Origin of the sequence: Anoxybacillus sp. LAT27 (genome assembly GCF_022030075.1) — a bacterium.
Lineage (GTDB): Bacteria > Bacillota > Bacilli > Bacillales > Anoxybacillaceae > Anoxybacillus > Anoxybacillus kestanbolensis.
Map to the genome: position 1 here is coordinate 1 of NZ_JAIWYK010000171.1, position 272 is coordinate 272.

The following is a 272-nucleotide window of genomic DNA, read 5'->3' on the forward strand; positions in this document are numbered from 1 at the left end:
GAACAGGAAGTTGACCGCGTCCACCACCTCCCGCCGGCTGCGGAAGTTGGCGGCCAGGTCGATCCGTTCGCCGGGACTTTCGCCGCCCGATCCGTTTTCGTCCGCCTCCGTCGCATACGTCAGGTACTTGTCGAGAAACAGCTTCGGCTCGGCCAGCCGGAAGCGGTAAATGCTCTGCTTCACGTCGCCTACCATAAACCGGTTGGCCGCCCCGTGTGTCTCGGCGTCGCGGGAGACCATCCGCAGGATCGTCTCCTGCACCAGATTGATGT

At 63.2% G+C, this 272-nt stretch carries 1 protein-coding gene; it reads right to left on the reverse strand.

Translation table 11 applies throughout. From position 1 onward, the window contains the following. On the reverse strand, window positions 1–272 hold a 272-nt coding region (locus LD028_RS08995), incomplete at both ends, for a UvrD-helicase domain-containing protein (RefSeq protein WP_237811615.1).